The organism is Streptomyces sp. SM10 (assembly GCF_002910915.1).
GTDB lineage: Bacteria > Actinomycetota > Actinomycetes > Streptomycetales > Streptomycetaceae > Streptomyces.
Map to the genome: position 1 here is coordinate 1 of NZ_NEUF01000159.1, position 15,764 is coordinate 15,764.

Sequence of the window (15,764 nt, forward strand, 5' to 3'; positions counted from 1 at the left end):
CCACTTCTCGTCCAGCTGCCCGGCGGAGAAGTCACGTTGGACGAGGTCCGGGGCAGGGGGTGCGAAGCGGTCCGGGACCGTGGTGCGTTTACAGCGCCGCAGATGGAGGCCCTCCAGCCCGTGCCTGCGCATGAGCCGCTCGACGCGCTTACGGTTCACCGTGTGTCCGAGGCCCCGCAGCTCGGCATGGACACGCCGCACTCCGTACGTTCCTTTGTGGTCGGTGTGGATCTCGCGGATTTCCGCGGCCAGGGCATCATCGGCGGCCTGCCGCACCTCGCGGGCCTTCGCGCCGGCGATCCACCGGTAGAAGCCCGAGCGCGAGACCTGAAGCACCCGGCATATCCGCTGCACGCCGAAGTCGGCCCGGTTGTCGGAGATGAAGCCCCAGCGGAGGGTCATGCCCTCATCTCCTCCGCGAAATACTGGGCCGCCCGGCGCAGGATCTCCCGCTCGATTTCCCACTCCTTCTCAGCCCTGCGTAGCCGGCCGTTCTCCGCCCGCAGCCGGACCAGTTCCTCATCCCCGCCCTCCGCGACCGGCTCGTCACGGATACCGCGGCCCGCCTGCTCATCGGCCTGGCGTACCCAACTGCGCAGCGTCTCGCCGGTCACCCCAACATCCGCCGCCACCGCCGCATACGTGCGCTTCCCACCCGCCGCGCGATACAGCGCGACGGCATCGTTCCTGAACTCCGCCGGATACGGAGACTTCCGTCCCACCAGGACACCCTTCCTCGGATCTGCAAGATCCATTGCCAGAGTGTCCACACCACCGGGGTCGCCTCACAAAGGGCCCGACCCCGAAGAGTCGGACCCTATCCGACCTGCACGTTTGCCAGATCAGCGACGTGGTGATAAGTCAGCCGCTACACATTGAAGCGGAACTCCACCACGTCGCCGTCCTGCATCACGTAGTCCTTGCCCTCCATGCGCGCCTTGCCCTTGGCGCGGGCCTCGGCGACGGAGCCGGTCTCGACGAGGTCGTCGAAGGAGACGATCTCCGCCTTGATGAAGCCCTTCTGGAAGTCGGTGTGGATCACACCGGCCGCCTCGGGGGCCGTGGCGCCCTTCTTGATCGTCCAGGCGCGGGCTTCCTTCGGGCCTGCCGTGAGGTAGGTCTGGAGGCCCAGGGTGTCGAAGCCGACGCGGCCGAGGGTGGCCAGGCCGGGCTCTTCCTGCCCCATGGACTGGAGGAGTTCGAGGGCCTCCTCGTCGTCGAGCTCGATCAGCTCGGACTCGATCTTGGCGTTGAGGAAGATGGCCTCCGCCGGGGCGACCAGGGCGCGCTGCTCGTTCTTGAAGTCCTCGTCGACCAGCTCGTCCTCGTCGACGTTGAAGACGTAGAGGAAGGGCTTCGTCGTGAGCAGGTGCAGCTCGTGGAGGAGGCGGCCCTTCTCGGAGCCGGCGGTGATGCCCCGGGAGAAGAGGGTGTCGCCCGCTTCGAGGATCTTCCGGGCCTCCTCGACGGCGGCGAGGACCGCGACCTTCTCCTTCTGGAGGCGGGACTCCTTCGTCAGACGCGGAACGGCCTTCTCGACGGACTGGAGGTCGGCGAGGATCAGCTCGGTGTTGATCGTCTCGATGTCGTCCTTGGGCGAGACCTTGCCGTCGACGTGGACGACGTTCTCGTCCTTGAAGGCGCGGATGACCTGGCAGATCGCGTCGGACTCGCGGATGTTCGCGAGGAACTTGTTGCCCAGGCCCTCGCCCTCGCTCGCGCCGCGCACGATGCCCGCGATGTCGACGAAGTCGACGGTGGCGGGGAGCAGCTTCTGCGAGCTGAAGATCTCGGCGAGCTTGTCCAGACGGGGGTCGGGGACGCCCACGACGCCGACGTTCGGCTCGATGGTGGCGAACGGGTAGTTGGCCGCCAGCACGTCGTTCTTGGTCAGGGCGTTGAACAGGGTCGACTTGCCGACATTCGGCAGACCGACGATTCCGATCGTGAGCGACACTTTGGCGACTTCCTGGAGTGAGGAGAGGGGCTGTCCGGGCGGGCCGGGAGTGGACCGATTCTCCAGTTTACGGGCGGGGCCGCGCGGCCCGTCACGGGTGCGTGGGCGGAGACCGGTCCGGGGCCGAACGGCGGCGTTTCGGCCATGCGGGATCGAACGCAACGCCAAGGTCGGCCAAAGCGCGTGTCCAACGCCCGAAAGAGTGCCACCGGCGACCTAGGTTGTCGGGGTGGAGCAGCACAGGACGCGTACCCCGCAGCGCAGGCAGACCCCTCAGGTCCAGCCCGCACCGCCCGGCGGCCCCGGCGAGGTGACGGCCTCGGCCGCAGGTCCGGTGTCGGTGGCGGTCGCCCCGTCACCCGCGCCGGTGACGGGAGGCAGGCCGGGGCCGGGCGCCCGGCCCGGCGGCGTCCCGCCGGTGGTCCTGGCGCTGCGGCGATTCCCCAACCCGCGGCTGACCGGCATCGGCGCCGGGCTCTTCGCCGCCCTGACCATGTTCCTGCTGGCCTGCGCGGACCGGCTGCTCCTCGGCAGTTCGGAGATCGTCTACGGGCTGCTGTTCCTGCCGGTCAGCGCCCTGACCGCCCTCTGGGTGCGGCCGGCCGACCTGGTGACCGCACCGATCATCGTGCCGATCGCCTTCGCGGTCGGCGTGATCCCCGTCGCCGGCGGCACGGGCGGCTTCGGCGGGCAGACCATGGCCGTCGTGACCGCGCTCGCCGTCCACGCCGGCTGGCTGTACGGGGGCACGCTCGTCGCGGGTCTCATCGCCACCGTGCGGAAGATCCGGCAGATGCGGGAGCGGCAGCGGCACCTGCTCAGGGCCGACCGGGCCGCCCGCCGCCCCCGCGCCTAGGACTACTTGCCCGCGGCCGCCATGGCGGCGCCGACGATCCCGGCATTGTTCTGCAGCTCGGCCGGGACGATCTCGGCCCGGACGTGCTCGATGAGCGGCAGGAACTTCTCCGCCTTGCGGCTCACGCCCCCGCCGATGATGAAGAGCTCGGGCGAGAACAGCATCTCGACGTGGACCAGGTACTTCTGCACCCGGTGCGCCCAGTGGTGCCAGCTGAGGTCCTCGTCCTCCTTGGCCTTCGTGGAGGCGCGCTTCTCCGCGTCGTGGCCGTGCAGCTCCAGGTGGCCGAGCTCGGTGTTGGGGACGAGGTGCCCGTCGGTGAAGAGGGCGCTGCCGATGCCCGTACCGAGGGTCAGCGTGATCACCGTGCCCTTGCGGTCACGCCCCGCGCCGAAGGTCATCTCGGCGATTCCGGCCGCGTCGGCGTCGTTGAGGATCGTGACCGGCTGCCCGATGCGCTCGCTGAGCAGCGTCCGGGCGTCCGTGTCGATCCAGCCCTTGTCCACGTTGGCCGCGGTCCTGGTGATGCCGCCGGTGACGACTCCGGGGAACGTGATGCCGACCGGCCCCTGCCAGTCGAAATGGCCGACGACCTCGGCCACACCGTCGGCCACGCTCCCAGGCGTCGCCGGGTGGGGTGTCAGTACCTTGTGGCGCTCCTGCGCCAGCTCTCCGCGGTCCAGGTCCACGGGCGCGCCCTTGATCCCTGAACCGCCGATGTCCACACCGAAGATCTCCATGCGGTCCACGGTACGGGCAGGTGGCACGGATCACTCCCCGGAACGGCGATCCGGCGGGCGCCCCCGGGTGACTCACGCGCCCCGGGCCTCCACACATACGCCCCGGGCCTCCGCGTACGCGCCCCGGCCGGTACCCGCCCGCCCGCCCCGCTACTCGGCGGAGAGCGCGGCCGCCTCGGCGCGCAGGTCGCGCCGGAGCTCCTTGGGCAGCGAGAAGGTGATCGACTCGTCCGCGGTCTTCACCGTCTCCACGTCCGCGTAGCCCCGCTCGCCCAGCCATTCCAGTACACCGTCGACCAGGACGTCGGGGACCGAGGCACCTGAGGTGAGACCGACGGTGCTGACGCCTTCCAGCCATGCCTCGTCGATCTCCGCGGCGAAGTCCACCAGGTGGGCGGCGGGGGCGCCGGCGTCCAGGGCGACCTCGACCATGCGGATCGAGTTCGAGGAGTTCTTCGAGCCGACGACGATGACCAGCTCGGCGTCCTCGGCCAGCTTCTTCACCGCGATCTGGCGGTTCTGCGTGGCGTAGCAGATGTCGTCGCTCGGCGGGGAGAGGAGGTTCGGGAACTTGTTCTTGAGCGCACCGACCGTCTCCATCGTCTCGTCGACGGAGAGCGTGGTCTGGGAGAGCCAGACGACCTTCGACTCGTCGCGGACCTCGACGTGCCTGACGTCCTCGGGGCCGTCGACCAGCGTGATGTGGTCGGGGGCCTCGCCGCTCGTGCCGATGACCTCCTCGTGGCCCTCGTGGCCGATCAGGAGGATGTCGTAGTCCTCGTTGGCGTAGCGGACGGCTTCCTTGTGGACCTTGGTGACCAGCGGACAGGTCGCGTCGATGGTGGCGAGCTTGCGCTCGGCGGCCTCCGCGTGGACGGTCGGGGCGACCCCGTGCGCGGAGAACATCACGATGGAGCCCTCGGGCACCTCCGCGGTCACGTCGACGAAGATCGCGCCCTTCTTCTCGAGCGTTTGCACGACGTACTTGTTGTGCACGATCTCGTGACGGACGTAGATCGGGGCGCCGTACTGTTCCAGGGCTTTCTCGACGGCGATCACGGCGCGGTCCACGCCCGCGCAGTAGCCACGGGGTGCGGCGAGCAGGACACGGCGGGCAGGCGTTGCAGTCATGCGTCCCATCGTAAGGCCGTACCGAACAGGCGCCGGATCAGCGGGGTCGGGAGACTGATGCGTACGCAATCCAGCGACGGAGGGTTCATGTCGGGCAGCACCACGGAAGAGGGAAGGCTGCGGCGCACACTCGGCTTCCGGGACCTGGTGGTCTACGGACTGCTGTTCATCGCGCCCATGGCCCCGGTCGGTGTGTTCGGCACGCTGGACGCCAAGTCCGACGGGGCCGTGGCCCTGGTGTACCTCGTGGCGACCGTGGTGATGGCCTTCACCGCGTTCAGTTACGCCCAGATGGTGCATGTCGCCCCGCTCGCCGGATCGGTCTTCGCGTACGCCCGCAAGGGGCTGGGGGAAGGGCCCGGGTTCATCGCCGGCTGGATGGCGATGCTCGACTACCTGCTGATCCCGGCGGTCGCCTATCTGTTCTCCGGGATCGCGATGAACGCGCTGGTCCCCGAGGTGTCCCGGTGGGTCTGGACGGCGATCGCGGTCCTGGTGACGACCGCGCTGAACCTGTGGGGCGTACGGGCCGCGGCCCGGGTGGGCTTCGCCGTGCTCGCCATGGAGATCGTGGTGCTGCTGGTGTTCGTGGTGTCGGCCGTGGTGGTGCTGGTCCGGGACGGGGCGCAGCGCGGCTGGCTGACGCCGCTCACCGGCGACACGGGGTTCTCGATGACGGCCGTCGTGGGAGCGGTGTCCGTCGCGGTGCTGTCCTATCTGGGCTTCGACGCCATCGCCTCGTTCGCCGAGGAGGTGACGGGCGGTTCGGCGAAGGTGGCCCGGGCCGTGCTGTTCTGCCTGGTGCTCGCCGGGGTGCTGTTCGTGGCCCAGTCCTATCTGGCGGCCCTCCTGGAACCGGTGAGCTCGGCCGAGCTGGCGGCGGATCCGGTCAGGCAGGGGTCCGCGTTCTACGACGCGGTGGACGCCTCGGTCGGGACGTGGCTGCACGACCTGGTGGCCGTCAGCAAGGCGATCGGGGCGGCCTTCGCGGCGCTGGCCGGGCAGGCGGCGGCCGGACGGCTCGTGTTCGCCATGGCGCGGGACGGCCGGCTCCCCTCGTTCCTGTCACGGGTCGACGGGGGGTCCGGGGTGCCGCGCGTCGCGATCGCGGGGGCCGGGTTGGTGACGCTGGTCGCGGCGGTGTGGGCGGCCCGGCGCGACGACGGACTGGACCATCTGGTGTCGGTGGTGAACGTCGGCGCGCTCACGGCCTTCGTGCTGCTCCACGCGTCGGTGGTGGGCTGGTTCGCCGTACGCCGGATGGAGGGCCCGCCGAGCTGGTGGCGCCATGTGCTGATTCCGGTGGTGGGCGCGGCCGTCCTGGTCGCGGTGATCCTGGAGGCGACGACGAGCGCCCAGCTGGTCGGGGTGTGCTGGCTCGGGATCGGGCTGGTGGTGCTCGCGTTGCAGTGGGGGCGGCGGGCCGCCTGATTGTCGGCCCCGGCCGATACGCTCGCCCGTATGGCTCTCACTACGTCCCCGGAAGCCCCGCTGCCCGTCGGCGACGTGTCACGCCTGATCGGCGGCTGGATCGACCGGCTCGGCGCCGTCTGGGTCGAGGGGCAGATCACCCAGCTGTCGCGCCGGCCCGGCGCCGGGGTGGTCTTCCTGACGCTGCGTGACCCCTCCCACGACATCTCGGTGAGCGTGACCTGCTTCCGGCAGGTCTTCGACCGGATCGCCGATGTGGTGACCGAGGGCGCGCGGGTCGTCGTCCTCGCCAAGCCCGAGTGGTACGCCCCGCGCGGCCAGCTCTCCCTGCGGGCGACGGAGATACGGCCGGTGGGCATCGGCGAGCTGCTGGTGCGGCTGGAGCAGCTGAAGAAGTCGCTGACCGCCGAGGGGCTCTTCGCGCTGGACCGGAAGAAGCGGCTGCCGTTCCTGCCGCAGCTGGTCGGCCTGGTCTCGGGACGGGCGTCGGCGGCCGAGCGGGACGTGCTGGAGAACGCCAGGCGCCGCTGGCCCGCGGTGCGCTTCGAGGTGCGCAACACGGCCGTGCAGGGCGTGCACGCCGTGAATCAGGTGGTCCAGGCCGTGCAGGAGCTGGACGGCCTGGAGGAGGTCGACGTGATCGTCGTCGCCCGTGGCGGCGGCAGCGTCGAGGATCTGCTGCCCTTCTCGGACGAGGCGCTGATCCGGGCGGTGGCCGCGTGCCGCACACCCGTGGTCTCCGCCATCGGGCACGAACCGGACTCGCCCCTGCTCGATCTGGTGGCCGATGTGCGGGCGTCGACGCCCACGGACGCGGCGAAGAAGGTGGTGCCGGACGTGGGCGAGGAGCTCGACCGCGTCCAGCAGCTCCGGGACCGGGCGCTGCGCACGGTCCGGGGGCTGATCGACCGGGAGGAGCGGGGGCTGGCGCACGCGCTGGGCAGGTCCTCGATGGAGAATCCCCGGCGGATGGTGGACGAGCGGGAAGCGGAGATCGAGGCGCTGGTGGGGCGGAGCCGCAGGGTGCTCGGGCATCTGCTGGACCGCGCCGACTCGGAGCTGGCCCACACCCGGGCCCGGGTCGTGGCGCTGTCGCCCGCGGCGACGCTGGAGCGGGGCTACGCGGTGCTGCAGCGGCCGGACGGCCATGTGGTGCGCTCCCCCGAGGATGCGGGGGCGCCGGGCGAGGAGCTGCGGGCGCGGGTCTCGGAGGGTGAGTTCACGGTTCGGGTCGCGGAGTGAGGGGCCGGGTCTGTCGGAGCCCGCGCATAGGGTGGACGGCATGACGGACGACGGGACGACGACGGCTGCCGCGACGGGCACGCTCGGGTACGAGCAGGCGCGCGACGAGCTGATCGAGGTCGTACGCCGCCTGGAGGCGGGCGGCACGACACTGGAGGAGTCGCTGGCCCTGTGGGAGCGCGGCGAGGAGCTGGCGAAGGTGTGCCGGCACTGGCTGGAGGGCGCCCGGGCCCGGCTGGACGCGGCGCTGGCGCGCCCGGAGGAGTCCACGGAGGCCGGCGGGGAGACGGACTGAGGGCTCGGCGGGCACGGTCCGAGCGGTCGGCGGCCGCCCGGACCGAGGCGGCCGGGCGGCACGCCTCTGTCGGCCTGTGCGCTGGATCACTCCCGGACCGATTTAGTTGAACTTTAATCTATTCTCCGGTTACGGTACTCACCAGAGCCCGACCCATGTATCCGTCCGGAAGGTAACGCCCCCGATGTCCCTCGTTCTTGACCCCGCCGCCCAGGACCTCCTCTTCCGCGAGGCCCGCACTGCCAACACGTTCACCGACGAGCCGGTGACCGACGAGCAGGTCCAGGCGATCTACGACCTGGTCAAGTACGGCCCCACGGCCTTCAACCAGTCGCCGCTGCGCGTCGTCCTGGTCCGCTCGGCCGAGGGACGCGAGCGCCTGGTCAAGCACATGGCCGAGGGCAACCGCCCGAAGACCACGACAGCCCCGCTGGTCGCGCTCCTCGTCGCCGACCACGAGTTCCACGAGGAACTCCCGGCCCTCATGCCGCACTTCCCGCAGGCCAAGGACGCGTTCTTCTCCGAGCGCCCGGTCCGCGAGCAGTCCGCCGGGCTCAACGCCGCACTGCAGGCCGCCTACTTCATCATCGGCGTCCGCGCCGCCGGCCTGGCCGCCGGCCCGATGACCGGCTTCGACGCCGCGGGCATCGAGAAGGAGTTCCTGGACGACGACCACAAGCTGCTCATGGCCGTCAACATCGGCAAGCCCGGCGAGGACGCCTGGTTCCCGCGCCTGCCGCGCCTGTCCTACGACGAGGTCGTCACGACCGTCTGATCCCCGCCCCGTACGACGAGAGGGCCCGCAGCGCCGAGCGCTGCGGGCCCTCTCGTCGTACCGCGGATCTCAGGAGGGAGCAGAGGACCTCAGGAGGCCGTCGTCTTCAGCGCCGCGGCCATCTCCGCGAGCCGCTCCGCCGGTGCCGATCCCGTGACCACCGTGGTGACGTCCTCGGCGTGCAGCACGAGGGCGTCGTACTTCGGGCCCTCCCAGCGCTGCCACTCCCGGCCGGCGACCTCTTCGGTGTGCCCGGTGTCCCTGGCGTCCTGGCTGACGTCGGGGACGTACTTCCTGGCGGGGGTCGTGGACTGCTCCACCGCGACGTAGTTGCCGTCCGGGTCGAGGAAGCCGAGGTGCCAGCCGGCACCGGACCGGCCCTCGTACGAGACGGAGGTCGGCTTCCACTCCTTCGAGAGCCCGGCGGGCGCCGCCACCGGGTACGGCGCGGCACGGCGGGCCGTCGCGAGCTCGACCCGGTAGTCGACCGCCTTGATCGGGTCGGCCTTGTCGTCGTGCGGGATGAAGATGTAGACGACGCCCGCCACTGCGGTGATCACGAGCATCGACAGGAACATGTCCCGGACGGTCTGCTTGCCTCGCTTGCTTGCCACGGGGTCAATGGTGGCACGGGCCTCCGGGCACCCCACCATCGGGCACCCGCTCATACGTGACCCGCTCTGCTCATTTTATCGACCTACCGATAGAGTCACAGCACCCTCTTTTCCGGTCGTCGTCGTACAGAAAGGTGCGCTCCGATGTCCGAGCATCATCTGCCGTCCCCGCTCGAGGTCTCCCCGGAGGCCCCCGACCGCAACCTGGCCATGGAACTCGTCCGGGTCACCGAGGCCGCCGCCATGGCCGCCGGGCGCTGGGTCGGCCGCGGCGACAAGATCGGCGCCGACGGCGCCGCTGTGAAAGCCATGCGCACGCTCGTCTCCACCGTCTCGATGAACGGCATCGTCGTCATCGGTGAGGGCGAGAAGGACGAAGCGCCCATGCTGTTCAACGGCGAGCGCGTCGGCGACGGCACCGGAGCCGAGGTCGACATCGCCGTCGACCCGATCGACGGCACCACGCTCAACGCCAAGGGCATGCCCAACGCGATCGCCGTACTGGCCGCCGCCGACCGCGGCGCGATGTTCGACCCGTCCGCCGTCTTCTACATGGACAAGCTGGTCACGGGCCCCGAGGCCGCCGACTTCGTCGACATCAACGCCCCCGTCTCCGTGAACATCCGGCGCGTCGCGCGCGCCAAGAGCTCGACCCCCGAGGACGTCACGGTCGTCATCCTGGACCGGCCCCGGCACGACGGCATCGTCAAGGAGATCCGGGAGACGGGCGCCCGGATCAAGTTCATCTCCGACGGCGACGTCGCCGGGTCGATCATGGCCGCCCGCGAGGGAACCGGCGTCGACCTGCTCATGGGCATCGGCGGCACCCCCGAGGGCATCATCTCGGCCTGCGCCATAAAGTGCCTCGGCGGTGTCATCCAGGGCAAGCTCTGGCCCAAGGACGAGGCGGAGCGGCAGCGTGCGCTGGACGCCGGCCACGACCTGGACCGGGTGCTGTCGACGGACGACCTCGTCAGCGGGGACAACGTCTTCTTCGTCGCCACCGGGATCACCGACGGTGAGCTCCTGCGCGGTGTGCGGTACCGCGCGGAGACGGCCACCACCCAGTCCCTGGTGATGCGGTCCAAGTCGGGCACGATCCGGACGATCGACTCGACGCACCGGCTCTCGAAGCTGCGCGCCTACAGCGCGATCGACTTCGACCGCGCCAAGTAGGCCCTGTCGCAGGGATCTGGGGGTTCGGCCCGGCCGGGCGGCCCCCACATCCCTGCACGCGGGGGTCAGCCCGCCGCGGCTATGCGCCCGGCCGAGGCCGCGGCCTTGAGCTCCATGTCGCGCCGGCGGCGCCGGGCGAGCACCACACGGCGTTCGGCGGCGGTGAGGCCGCCCCACACCCCGTACGGCTCGGGCTGCAGGAGGGCGTGCTCCTGGCACTCCACCATGACCGGGCATCTCGCACAGACCTGCTTCGCCGCCTCCTCGCGGGAGAGCCGGGCGGCGGTCGGCTCCTTCGACGGGGCGAAGAACAGTCCTGCCTCGTCGCGGCGGCACACCGCCTCCGCGTGCCAGGGCCCCGCCTGATCCTCCCGCGCGGGTGCGCGCTGGGACGGCACGGCGGCGACCTGCAGGGGCTGATGCGGCATGTGCAGCACGGTCCACTCCTGACGACGGCTTGGGCTTCGCGAGCGAGAGACGATGCAGCACTCCCTACCCGCTGTACGCACGCCTATGCACTGAGTGGCGCCACCCCGAAGCCCCCACGGTCGCACCGCGTCACCGACTGGCCTGAATTCGCCGGTGGCCCCGGCTCAGTGGCCGAGGTGCTTGCGGAGCTGCCGCTGGAGGTTGGTGATGAGCTTGCCGCGCTTGGGCTTTGCCTCGACGTTGCCGAACACGGAGTAGCCGTTGACGACGACCACCGGTGCCTCCGGGTCGGCCGATTCCAGAGTGTCGACCTCAAAATTGCCGAAAACACCCGTCCCGCTGCCGCGGAGCGAGATGTTCTCGGGGACCTTGATCTCGACACTCCCGAAGATGGACGTCGCGTTGATCACCGTCAGCCGCTGGCCGAACAGCGCCTCGGTCAGGTCGATCTCGACACTGCCGAAGAGCGCGAAGGCGTTCGTGCGGCCGCCGACGCGCCAACGGCCCCTGCGGGTGGAACCGCTGAAGACCGCCACCAGGTTCTCGGCGGGCCCGGCCGGCTCCCCCGGTCCGTAGCCGTGGGGCGAGGCGGCCTGACGGGTGCCGCCACCGGGTGCCGGAAGATCCTGGACCAGCGGCTCCAGTTCACCGACGGTCTTGGCCCGGTAGACCAGGTCGACCCGCTCGGCATGCTCCTCGGCGGTCAGCCGGCCTTCCGCCACGGCCTCCCGCAGGATGTCCGCGATCCGGTCGCGGTCCGCGTCGGAGGCGCGGATTCCGGCGGGCGCGGGACCGGCCGGAGCGACGGGCGACTGGGGCTGCTTCTCGAGGTCCACCGAATCAGCCTACCCAAACGCGATAGATCGCGACCAGTGCCTCTCCGGCCTTCCCCCGAATCGGTGCGTCCGGATCACCGGCCCCGGACCGGGCGATCCGGATGAGCCTTACCTCACAGGGGCGGCGGGCCTGGGGCGCTCTACCCTGGTGGGTGCGCTGTCCAAGGGTGGCCAGCCGCTGTCGCCGAGTGAGGAATGGCCGTAATGCCAGAGTTTGCGTACTCCGATCTGCTCCCCCTGGGAGAGGACACCACGCCGTACCGGCTGGTGACCGCCGAGGGCGTCTCGACCTTCGAGGCCGACGGCCGTACGTTCCTCAAGGTGGCTCCGGAGGCCCTGCGCACCCTCGCCGCCGAGGCCATGCACGACATCTCGCACTACCTGCGTCCCGCCCACCTGGCGCAGCTGCGCCGCATCGTGGACGACCCCGAGGCCTCGTCCAACGACAAGTTCGTCGCGCTCGACCTCCTGAAGAACGCGAACATCGCCGCCGCGGGTGTCCTGCCCATGTGCCAGGACACCGGTACGGCGATCGTGATGGGCAAGCGCGGCCAGAACGTGCTCACCGAGGGCGGTGACGAGGAGGCCCTCTCGCACGGCATCTTCGACGCGTACACCGAGCTCAACCTGCGGTACTCGCAGATGGCCCCGCTGACCATGTGGGACGAGAAGAACACCGGCTCGAACCTCCCGGCCCAGATCGAGCTGTACGCCACGGACGGCGGCGCGTACAAGTTCCTCTTCATGGCCAAGGGCGGCGGCTCGGCCAACAAGTCCTTCCTCTACCAGGAGACGAAGGCCGTCCTCAACGAGGACTCCATGATGAAGTTCCTGGAGGAGAAGATCCGCCTCCTGGGTACGGCGGCCTGCCCGCCCTACCACCTGGCGATCGTCGTCGGCGGCACGTCGGCCGAGTTCGCGCTGAAGACCGCGAAGTACGCCTCCGCGCACTACCTGGACGAGCTGCCCGCCGAAGGTTCCCCGACCGGTCACGGCTTCCGGGACCAGGACCTGGAGCAGAAGGTCTTCGAGCTGACGCAGAAGATCGGGATCGGCGCCCAGTTCGGCGGCAAGTACTTCTGCCACGACGTCCGGGTCGTCCGCCTCCCCCGGCACGGCGCGTCCCTGCCCGTCGCCATCGCCGTCTCCTGCTCGGCCGACCGCCAGGCCACCGCGAAGATCACCGCCGAGGGCGTCTTCCTGGAGCAGCTGGAGAAGGACCCCGCGCGCTTCCTCCCGGACACCACCGACGAACACCTGGACGAGGCCGGCGACGTCGTCCGGATCGACCTCAACCGGCCGATGGACGACATCCTCGCCGAGCTGACCAAGTACCCGGTCAAGACCCGGCTCTCGCTGACCGGTCCGCTGGTCGTGGCGCGTGACATCGCGCACGCCAAGATCAAGGAGCGGCTCGACGCGGGCGAGGAGATGCCGCAGTACCTCAAGGACCACCCGGTCTACTACGCGGGCCCGGCGAAGACCCCCGAGGGCTACGCCTCCGGTTCCTTCGGCCCGACGACGGCCGGCCGGATGGACAGCTACGTCGCGCAGTTCCAGGCGGCGGGCGGCTCCAAGGTGATGCTGGCCAAGGGCAACCGGTCCAAGCAGGTCACCGACGCGTGCGACGCGCACGGCGGCTTCTACCTCGGCTCGATCGGCGGCCCGGCGGCGCGTCTCGCCCAGGACTGCATCAAGAAGGTCGAGGTCGTCGAGTACGAGGAGCTCGGCATGGAGGCGGTCTGGCGGATCGAGGTCGAGGACTTCCCCGCGTTCGTCGTGGTCGACGACAAGGGCAACGACTTCTTCACCGAGCCCGCCCCGGCGCCGACCTTCACCAGCATCCCGGTCCGCGGCCCCGGCCTCGGCTGATCCTCCCGTCCCCGCCGCAGGGGCGCCCCGGCTGCCGGCCGGGGCGCCCCTGCGGCGTCTCTCCGGGGCGGGAGCGGTCCAGGGGCGGGATCCCTCCGGGGCGGGCCCTGGTCCAGGGCCACGTATCGGCCACCCGGGGCCTCCCCCGCGGCCGGCCGGAGGGCCGCAGGCCCGGTGCGCGGGGCCTCCGGTGGGGTGGCCGGGGTGGCCCGGACGGTTTCACGCCAAAGATCACCACGTCCGCGCCCCTTCCTGCGGAGCGGATCTACATTGGATGGCGCCCGGAAGCACCTGATCAGGCTCCGGGCATCTCCCACCTCCGTCAGGAAATGGACTCAGCCATGCCCGGAACCGCAGTCATCACGCGCACGACGCTGGCCGTCGCCGCCCTCGCCGCAGCGGTCCTGACCGCGCCTCAGGCCGCTGCTGCGGACCGGCCCGAGGTGACGGTCTCGGAGAAGGCCGACGCCACGACCCGGGCCATCGCCCGGCAGGACCCGCAGGCGGCCGTCGCCGCCGCGACCGTGTGCGGCACCGGATACGCCCTGAACAAGGCGATCCCCCTGCCGGAGGGGACCGATCCCGGCCTGCGCCTGGCCACCCTGTTCTCGTACACCAACGGGGGCAAGGGATGCTCGATCATGGACAACAACGTGGGCGCCTCCCGCTACATGTCGCTGAAGGTCTGCAAGGTCGACGGGACCGGCTGTGACAGCGACACCGGCAACTTCTCCCAGTACGCGGGCCCCGTCTACGTGTCCAGCATCGCCTGCGCCAAGGTGACGGCCAAGATGGGCACCTCGTCCAGCAGTCTCTTCATCAACTACGCGTCCGAGTACGTGTTCCCCTGCAACTGATCTGCCCGTGGAGCGGGCGCGCCCCGTGACGCCCGCTCCACCGCGCCCGGCGGTCCGACGCCCTCACCGCCGATACCTTCCTGCAGACGTGGCCCGGGGAATACGCGGAACACCCCACGCGCTCACCTGCATCAGGAGGTCTGAACACCATGGACACAGCAGCCGAGGAAACGGCGTACCGCGTCGAGCACGACTCGATGGGCGAGGTGAAGGTACCCGCGCACGCCAAGTGGCGTGCCCAGACCCAGCGCGCGGTGGAGAACTTCCCGATCTCCGGGCAACGCCTGGAGCGGGCCCACATCGAGGCCCTGGGGCGGATCAAGGCCGCGGCCGCCAGGGTCAACGCCGAGCTGAAGGTGCTGGATCCGGACATCGCGGACGCGATCCAGGAGGCCGCCGCCGAGGTGGTGGCGGGGCGCTGGGACGAGCACTTCCCCGTCGACGTGTTCCAGACGGGTTCCGGTACGTCGTCCAACATGAACACCAACGAGGTGGTGGCCACGCTGGCCGCCGAGCGCCTCGGGCGCGAGGTCCACCCCAACGACCACGTCAACGCCTCCCAGTCGTCGAACGACGTGTTCCCGTCGTCGATCCACATCGCCGCGACCGCCGCCGTCACCGCCGACCTGATCCCGGCGCTCGCGCACCTGGCCGCCGCCCTGGAGCGGAAATCGGCCGAATTCTCGGAGGTCGTGAAGTCGGGCCGCACCCACCTGATGGACGCCACGCCCGTCACCCTGGGCCAGGAGTTCGGTGGCTACGCGGCGCAGATCCGCCACGGCGTCGAGCGGCTGCACGCCTCGCTCCCCCGCCTCGCCGAACTTCCCCTGGGCGGAACGGCGGTGGGCACCGGGATCAACACCCCGCCCGGATTCTCCGCGGCGGTGATCGCGGAGGTCGCCCGCACGACCGGGCTGCCGCTCACCGAGGCCCGGAACCACTTCGAGGCGCAGGGGGCCAGGGACGCGCTCGTCGAGACCTCGGGCCAGCTCCGTACCGTCGCCGTCTCCCTCACCAAGATCTCCAACGACCTGCGCTGGATGGCCTCCGGACCCCGCACCGGACTCGCCGAGATCAGCCTGCCCGACCTGCAGCCCGGCTCGTCGATCATGCCGGGCAAGGTCAACCCGGTCGTCCCCGAGGCCGTCCTGATGGTCGCCGCCCAGGTGACGGGCAACGACGCCACGGTCGCCGCCGCCGGAGCGGCCGGCAACTTCGAGCTCAACGTGATGCTCCCGGTCATGGCGAAGAACCTGCTCGAATCGGTGCGGCTGCTGGCCAACGCCTCCCGGCTGCTCGCCGACCGCACGGTCGACGGGATCACGGCGGACGTGGAGCGGGCGCGGCGTTACGCGGAGTCCTCCCCGTCGGTCGTGACCCCGCTGAACAAGTACATCGGCTACGAGGAGGCGGCGAAGGTCGCCAAGAAGTCCCTGGCCGACGGCACGACGATCCGGGAGACCGTGCTGGCCGGGGGGTACGTCGAACGCGGCGACCTGACTGCGGAGCAGTTGGACGAGGCCCTGGACGTGTTGCGTATGACCCGGCCATGA

General features: G+C 70.6%; 15 protein-coding genes and 1 pseudogene. 9 read left to right on the top strand and 7 right to left on the bottom strand.

Annotated elements, in window-relative coordinates; translation table 11 throughout:
* Positions 1–722 (bottom strand): annotated as a pseudogene (locus B9S57_RS35800) (IS3 family transposase); the annotation flags it as partial.
* 146 nt (positions 723–868) lie between these two features.
* Positions 869–1,957, bottom strand: a complete 1,089-nt coding sequence (gene ychF, locus B9S57_RS25170; protein WP_103759505.1) for a redox-regulated ATPase YchF — start codon at positions 1,955–1,957, stop codon at positions 869–871.
* A gap of 229 nt (positions 1,958–2,186) precedes the next feature.
* On the opposite strand from ychF, the gene B9S57_RS25175 reads away from it, so the two are divergent.
* Complete coding sequence (locus tag B9S57_RS25175) at positions 2,187–2,813, top strand: DUF6542 domain-containing protein (protein ID WP_103759506.1); 627 nt, start codon at positions 2,187–2,189, stop codon at positions 2,811–2,813.
* 2 nt (positions 2,814–2,815) lie between these two features.
* Here B9S57_RS25175 and ppgK read toward each other — a convergent pair whose 3' ends face one another.
* Both ppgK and B9S57_RS25185 read right to left on the bottom strand, forming a co-directional pair.
* Positions 2,816–3,553: a polyphosphate--glucose phosphotransferase gene (ppgK, locus tag B9S57_RS25180; protein WP_103759577.1), complete on the bottom strand. Its 738-nt coding sequence runs from the start codon at positions 3,551–3,553 to the stop codon at positions 2,816–2,818.
* Between the two features lie 150 nt (positions 3,554–3,703).
* On the bottom strand, positions 3,704–4,693 hold the full coding sequence (locus tag B9S57_RS25185; RefSeq protein WP_181011458.1) for a 4-hydroxy-3-methylbut-2-enyl diphosphate reductase: 990 nt from the start codon (positions 4,691–4,693) through the stop codon (positions 3,704–3,706).
* A gap of 78 nt (positions 4,694–4,771) precedes the next feature.
* Between B9S57_RS25185 and B9S57_RS25190 the strand changes: the two genes are divergently transcribed.
* The 4 genes from B9S57_RS25190 to B9S57_RS25205 all read left to right on the top strand — a co-directional run bounded on the left by B9S57_RS25190 (position 4,772) and on the right by B9S57_RS25205 (position 8,427).
* Positions 4,772–6,115: an APC family permease gene (locus B9S57_RS25190; RefSeq protein ID WP_103759507.1), complete on the top strand. Its 1,344-nt coding sequence runs from the start codon at positions 4,772–4,774 to the stop codon at positions 6,113–6,115.
* A 30-nt stretch (positions 6,116–6,145) separates the two neighbouring features.
* A complete protein-coding gene (gene xseA / locus B9S57_RS25195; protein ID WP_103759508.1) occupies positions 6,146–7,357 on the top strand; it encodes an exodeoxyribonuclease VII large subunit in 1,212 nt (403 codons plus the stop codon).
* A 40-nt stretch (positions 7,358–7,397) separates the two neighbouring features.
* The gene (locus B9S57_RS25200) at positions 7,398–7,652 is read left to right on the top strand and encodes an exodeoxyribonuclease VII small subunit (RefSeq protein WP_103759579.1); all 255 of its coding nucleotides are present in this window, start codon (positions 7,398–7,400) and stop codon (positions 7,650–7,652) included.
* 184 nt (positions 7,653–7,836) lie between these two features.
* Positions 7,837–8,427: a malonic semialdehyde reductase gene (locus tag B9S57_RS25205; protein WP_103759509.1), complete on the top strand. Its 591-nt coding sequence runs from the start codon at positions 7,837–7,839 to the stop codon at positions 8,425–8,427.
* An 89-nt stretch (positions 8,428–8,516) separates the two neighbouring features.
* On the opposite strand, the gene B9S57_RS25210 is transcribed toward B9S57_RS25205, so the two are convergent.
* Positions 8,517–9,041 (bottom strand): DUF4245 domain-containing protein, encoded by a 525-nt coding sequence (locus B9S57_RS25210; protein WP_103759580.1) that lies wholly within the window; start codon positions 9,039–9,041, stop codon positions 8,517–8,519.
* Positions 9,042–9,185: 144 nt separating this feature from the next.
* On the opposite strand from B9S57_RS25210, the gene glpX reads away from it, so the two are divergent.
* Positions 9,186–10,217 (top strand): class II fructose-bisphosphatase, encoded by a 1,032-nt coding sequence (glpX, locus tag B9S57_RS25215; RefSeq protein ID WP_103759510.1) that lies wholly within the window; start codon positions 9,186–9,188, stop codon positions 10,215–10,217.
* A 65-nt stretch (positions 10,218–10,282) separates the two neighbouring features.
* Here the strand turns inward: glpX and B9S57_RS25220 are convergent, their stop codons facing one another.
* Together B9S57_RS25220 and B9S57_RS25225 are read right to left on the bottom strand one after the other, a co-directional pair.
* Positions 10,283–10,654: a WhiB family transcriptional regulator gene (locus B9S57_RS25220; protein ID WP_103759511.1), complete on the bottom strand. Its 372-nt coding sequence runs from the start codon at positions 10,652–10,654 to the stop codon at positions 10,283–10,285.
* A gap of 156 nt (positions 10,655–10,810) precedes the next feature.
* Positions 10,811–11,482: a DUF1707 domain-containing protein gene (locus B9S57_RS25225; protein WP_103759512.1), complete on the bottom strand. Its 672-nt coding sequence runs from the start codon at positions 11,480–11,482 to the stop codon at positions 10,811–10,813.
* A gap of 204 nt (positions 11,483–11,686) precedes the next feature.
* On the opposite strand from B9S57_RS25225, the gene B9S57_RS25230 reads away from it, so the two are divergent.
* From B9S57_RS25230 to B9S57_RS25240, 3 genes are all read left to right on the top strand, one after another.
* Entirely contained in the window at positions 11,687–13,354 is a 1,668-nt protein-coding gene (locus B9S57_RS25230; protein WP_181011460.1) for a fumarate hydratase, read from the top strand.
* A gap of 341 nt (positions 13,355–13,695) precedes the next feature.
* Positions 13,696–14,211 (top strand): hypothetical protein, encoded by a 516-nt coding sequence (locus tag B9S57_RS25235; protein ID WP_103759514.1) that lies wholly within the window; start codon positions 13,696–13,698, stop codon positions 14,209–14,211.
* Positions 14,212–14,360: 149 nt separating this feature from the next.
* Positions 14,361–15,764, top strand: coding sequence for an aspartate ammonia-lyase (locus tag B9S57_RS25240; RefSeq protein ID WP_103759515.1), 1,404 nt, complete (start codon positions 14,361–14,363; stop codon positions 15,762–15,764).